This is a genomic window from Candidatus Hydrogenedentota bacterium (genome assembly GCA_035416745.1).
Taxonomy (GTDB): Bacteria; Hydrogenedentota; Hydrogenedentia; order Hydrogenedentales; family SLHB01; genus UBA2224.
The window spans coordinates 1-5502 of sequence record DAOLNV010000154.1 but is presented as its reverse complement, the minus strand read 5'-3'; the positions used below and the strand labels follow the sequence as shown (position 1 = coordinate 5502).

The following is a 5502-nucleotide window of genomic DNA, read 5'->3' as shown; positions in this document are numbered from 1 at the left end:
CATATTGGGGGCGGGAACATGACGAAACGAATCGTTTGCGCAACAACGCTCGTGATGGGCGCTCTATGGGTTGGAGGATGTGCGACCACCATGAAAGGAAACATCGCGGAAGAACGGGGCATCCCGACGGGATTCATCAATAAGACCATGGAAACGCGCGGCGAGACTCGCTTGTACGCGGTGTACGTGCCCCGCGAATACGACCCGTTGAAGCGGTGGCCGCTTATCGTGTTTTTGCACGGCGCCGGCGAGCGCGGCGACGATGGCCTCATCCAGACCGAGGTCGGCCTGCCCAGCGCGATTCGCCGCTACGCCGACTGGTTCCCGGCAGTGGTGGTCATGCCGCAGTGTCCCGAGGGCGTGTGGTGGGATAAGGCCGCCGAGGACGTTGAGCGCGCCTACGAACTGACACTCCAGCAATACAACATCGACCCCGCTCGCGTCTACCTGACCGGCCTGTCCATGGGCGGGTATGCAACGTGGCTGTTCGGGGCGCAGCATATCGACCGCTGGGCCGCCCTCATGCCCATCTGCGGCGGCGGCAGGCTCGAAGACGCCCCGGCCCTCGCAAAGGTCCCCATCTGGGCCTTCCACGGCGCCGACGACACCACCGTCAAGCCGGAGGAATCCCGGAAAATGGTAGAGGCCGTCAAACAAGCCGGCGGCGATGTCCAGTACACGGAATTCGAAAAAACCGACCACAATTCCTGGGACCCCGCTTACCGAAACAAGAAAGCCATCCGCTGGCTGTTCAAACAGAAGAAATGAACAGGCCCGAGAGCACGACAGGGCTACGTACGGCGGGATGAAGACCAGCGGGGGGGACCGAACCCATCTGAACGCGGAGGGCGTTTGGACACACAAATGCCCCCGGCGCATTCGTTCCAATCATGGGTTCAAATGCGCCGCGGGAATGTAACTCTTTGCCTGTCAACCCTTTCCTTGATTTCCTAGAGTGCGAGTTGCTTCGCCATACGAGCGGCCACGAGTTTGACGATCTCCTGAACGCGATGAGTACCCTGTTCGAGGTTGCGCTTCGCTTCGGCGACTCGCTCCGCACGCACTTCGTCAGCCAGCGAGTCCTGGCGTGCCGCCTGAACCGCCCCGGCAGCGGCTTGGGCTTCCCGGCTGATGTCCAGGCCGTCAGCGGCCGTGCTCGCCGCCACGATATCCTTCCGGGGGGCCGAAACCTCCGCCTTGCGTACGGTGGAAGGCTCGGGCATATTGGCTATGCCATTGACGCCAAACATTCTGAGCTCTCCCTAGCAGTCTTCCGTGAACGTCCGTGTTCACGCCTTTCATACCCGTATATCGGTAAATCCGGAGGAGAACTTTAGCAGTAGAGAAGCCCGGCCCAGCATGCACAAGAGATTATTTCACAACTAGTTAGTTGGTTTTTGCGGCGCAGCAGGCGCGGCGTCGCCCGGCGATGCATCTCTCTGGGAAGCCTCGGGAGCCATTTCCTGGATACGTAGGAGGGCCTGTTGGTCGCCGCCCCCCCGGTTCTTGTAGAGCATGTACTGACTCAAGGCCTGAGGCATATCCCCCTTTGCGTAGTAAAAATCCGCCAGGGTCAGCATGAGTCCAAGATTGTCCGGCAGAACGGTCAAGGTCTTGGCCAGCAAGTCGATACCCTTGTCGTATTCCTCCCAGCGCATGTATTGTTTGGCGACGGTCGGCACGATCTGCAACAGGTAGTATTGGGCGCAGAAATCCTCGGGATCGGCTTTCAGTGCCTCAATGAAATGATCCTCTTGGTTGCTGCCCATCATGCCGCCGTAATACTCGTTGATGCCGTCCAGGTCGATGCGCCGCGCTGCATAGCGGCGTTCCATGGCGCCGCGGAACGGTTCCCGGGCATCCTCCGGCGTCCCCTCCAGCGAAATGCGGTCGAGAGGGCTTTCGAAATGGGGGATGAGTTCCTCGAGCGCCTCAGACACGTGCCGCTCGTACATGAGCTTCGGCGCGGCAAATTCCGCCCAGGGCCGGTCGTCCGTCATGAGGCGGCCGCCCTCGGCATAGACGTCAATGGCTGCCTTGCCCATGAAATAGCTCGCCAGAAGCTCGGGGATATCGTGAAACCCTGCCGCGGCAAGGGCTTGGGAGACAGCCGGATTCTCGAGCCGCCTGCGCAGAGCCGCCAGCTCGATGACCAGAGGTTGATTCGACCCCGTCAAGAACAGGTCCGCATTGACGAACCATGCACAGTAATCGGGGAACACCGTGGTGAAGGTGTAGACCAAAGACCGCACGATCTCAGGGTTCAGGCTGTGAAGCGGCACCCATTGCGAAACCACCCCCCCCGGCGCCAGATGGGCGAGACACAACTCGTAGTATTCCCGCGTGTAGAACGTCGAGACCCCTGCCTGTGCCAGCGGCATGGGCTCGAACGTGATCAAATCGTACTGTTCCCCGCTGGTCAACAGAAAGTTCCGTCCGTCATCAATGATGAACTCGATCTTCGGATTCGCGATCACGTTGAGGTTGTCGGCCGTGAAATAGCGGGCAGCCCCGAGTACCTCTTTAGACAGCTCGACCGCGTCAATGTGTTTGAACGCGTCGGACAAACCCAGCGTGCCCGCCGTGATCCCCGACCCAAAACACATGAACAGCACATTCTCGGGCTCGTGGGAGAACATCAGCGGCAACGCCCCCTGCAGCCGGTTCATCCGCACCCCCTTTTCGATCGACGCCGTCGCCTGCATGGCGTTGATCCACAGGTACCTGCCCGCTTCGACGCCGTCCTCTTCCTTCTCCTCGGCTACCACGACCGTGCCTTCAACGCCCTCGTCGTAGTGCAATATCTGGCTCTTCTCGGGCAGGTAGGCCTTGTTGACCGCCATCCCCACGTTGCCGGGCATCGAGAACACCGCAGCCGCAAGCAATACCACCGCGCCCACTATGGCGATTCCCTTGCGCACGGGCGAGCGCGCCGGGCTGGCCAGCGTCACGACAAGCCCGCCCCCGAACAGCGCCCCCGCAAGCGCTACGACGCCCCAGTGCGTCCCGAGCAGCGGAATGATCAAGAACCCCCCCGCAAGGCTCCCAAGCACTCCCCCAAGCGTATTGGCGCTGTACACGCGGCCGATGTCGCGGCCGAGACGTTCCCGCCCCGCCGTCACCGCCCGTACAACAAACGGAAACGTCATCCCGAACAGAAACGTCGGCAGAAACAGCACCGAGAACGAGAGCAGGAACTTCCCACGGAGCACGCCCGCCCATTTGTAGCCCACTTCCTGCATCATGGGGCCCATCTGGCCCGCAATCCGGGCGAAATCCCGCAGCATCAGAATGCACGCAACGCCTATCAACATCTCGATTACGCCAAACGCCACTGCTGGGCTCTTCACACGATCCGCCACGAACGCCGCAACGGCGCTCCCTACCGCGATGCCGCACAACATCGCCACGAGCATCGTCGTGAAGGCGTATGTTGTACCTGTGAACACCAGGACCAACAGCCGCGTCCAAACCACCTCGAGCGCCAGCGCGCAGAATCCCGACAGCGCGAACACGCCTACAACAAGGGCTGCCCTTCCCCCCGAAAACGATGTGCCGGCCGTCTCAAGTGTGGATTCGGCAGTCGTGGCAGGCGCCGCGCCCTGTGCCGCCAGCTTCGACAGCCCGATCGCCAGCAGGCCCGCCACGGCATTGGCTGCCGCGCCCACCAGCGTCGTACGAAAATAGCCAAACTCCGATAACAACCAGAACCCCGTGAACGCGCAGCCCGAGACCGCCCCGAAAGTGTTGATGCTGTATAGCGTTCCAATGCGCAAACCACGCGTGCGCGCACTGGTGCTCACGAACTTCGCCAGCAGCGGCAGGGTGGCCCCCATCAGCACCACCGGCACCAACAGAAACCCGAGCGACATGACCGCGCGCAACCCGATGGCAACAGCGCGTTGCCCCGCAAATGCGCGCAAGGCAGGCACAATCAAACCTTCCGCCGGGCCGATTGCAAGGATAAACAGGACCGCCCACGCGCCGATGAGGACCTCGAACAAACCATACAACCCGAGCGGATTCTTGATGCGGTCCGCCAGGCGGCCGCCCCACAGGCTCCCCAGCGCCAGGCCAAGAAAGTAGATCGACAACACCGTGCTCACCGCGTAGGCTGCCGTGCCGAAAAGAAGCACCAGCTTGCGCGTCCAGATCACCTGGTACAACAATCCGCATGCCCCCGACACAAAAAAGAAGCCCAACACGGCCAGGAACACCGCCAACTCGCGCAATCCCAGCCGGTGATTCCTGACAAAACGCACGATGACACTGCGAGAAGTATCCATAACTGCCCATCCTGATTATGGCCAAGAAACAATGCATGCAGATGCTAGCCGAACCCCCCCGCAGTGTCAATTGAACGGCCCTCGCGCGGCGCCCTCGCGCGGCGCAGTTGCCCGGTCTTATGCCCATGAAGTAAGCTACGGAGGATACGTGCCACAACAAGGAAGGAACGCGCACCATGGACAAGCCGCGACGCGTGATCAACGCAATGGCGCCGATTCGGATCTGCGATCTCGGCGGATGGACCGACACCTGGTTTGCCGAGACCGGCGCTGTCTTCAACATCGGCGTTTATCCCTACGCCGAAGTCCAGATATACGTGCGCGAAACCCAGTCCGACACTCCGCGCATCCTTATCCATGCCGAGAATTACCACGAAAGCTACGCTATCGACCCGCACAAAATCGCGTATAACCGGCATCCCCTGCTCGAGGCCTCGATCGATATCATGAACCTGCCCAATAACCTCAGCTTCGAGATCAACCTCTACTCGCGCGCGCCGGGCGGCTGCTCGACAGGCACGTCGGCCGCCATCACCACCGCGTTGCTGGGGGCGCTGGACCTGCTGACCCCCGGACGCCGCACGCCCCACGAAATCGCCCGCCTCGCCCACCGCGTCGAAACCGAAAAACTGGGCCTGCAATGCGGCATTCAAGACCAGATCTGTTCGGCCCACGGCGGGATCTGTTTTATCGAAATGTACCAGTATCCCTTGGCAAGCGTGTCCAACATCCTGGTCTCGGATTCCGTCTGGTGGGAACTCGAGCGGCGGCTTGTGCTGGTCTATCTCGGGAGAAGCCACTCGTCCAGCGAAGTGCATGGACGCGTTATTGAGCGTCTCGAAAGCAAGAACGCCGACAAGTCGGTCCTCGAACCGCTGCGCCAGGCGGCGGTGGACGGAAAGAACGCCGCGTACGCCGGCGACTTCAATGCCTTGGGCGCGGCGATGATCCGCAACACCGAGGCCCAGGCCGCCCTGCATCCCAAGCTCGTGTCCGAGGAAGCCAGAGCGGTCATCGAAGTGGCCCGCAGGTACGGCGCCGTGGGCTGGAAGGTCAACGGAGCGGGCGGCGAAGGCGGTTCGCTCACCATCCTGTGCGACGCCGAGGGCGAACACAAACGGAAATTCATCGAGGCTGTGCCAAGCGTGGATCCTGCGTTCCAGGTGATCCCGACCTACCTCTCCCGCATAGGCCTGCGCCGCTGGGAAGTCTGCGA

Annotated in this window: 4 protein-coding genes; 2 read left to right on the top strand and 2 right to left on the bottom strand. The window is 61.6% G+C overall.

The window, feature by feature from the left end; all coding sequences use genetic code 11:
• The coding region (locus PLJ71_22360) for a prolyl oligopeptidase family serine peptidase (protein ID HQM51432.1) at positions 1–768 on the top strand (768 nt) is incomplete at its 5' end.
• Positions 769–950: 182 nt separating this feature from the next.
• Here the strand turns inward: PLJ71_22360 and PLJ71_22355 are convergent.
• Positions 951–1250 (bottom strand): flagellar biosynthesis anti-sigma factor FlgM, encoded by a 300-nt coding sequence (locus PLJ71_22355; protein ID HQM51431.1) that lies wholly within the window; start codon positions 1248–1250, stop codon positions 951–953.
• Positions 1251–1382: 132 nt separating this feature from the next.
• Positions 1383–4286 (bottom strand): fused MFS/spermidine synthase, encoded by a 2904-nt coding sequence (locus PLJ71_22350; GenBank protein HQM51430.1) that lies wholly within the window; start codon positions 4284–4286, stop codon positions 1383–1385.
• 176 nt (positions 4287–4462) lie between these two features.
• Here PLJ71_22350 and PLJ71_22345 point away from each other — a divergent pair.
• Positions 4463–5502: GHMP kinase (locus PLJ71_22345; GenBank protein ID HQM51429.1), on the top strand; the 1040-nt coding region annotated here is incomplete at its 3' end.

Coding starts and splice junctions, on each gene's coding strand:
- PLJ71_22355 (HQM51431.1), bottom strand. CDS start 1,250: ATGTTTGGCGTCAATGGCATAGCCAATATGCCCGAGCCTTCCACCGTA.
- PLJ71_22350 (HQM51430.1), bottom strand. CDS start 4,286: ATGGATACTTCTCGCAGTGTCATCGTGCGTTTTGTCAGGAATCACCGG.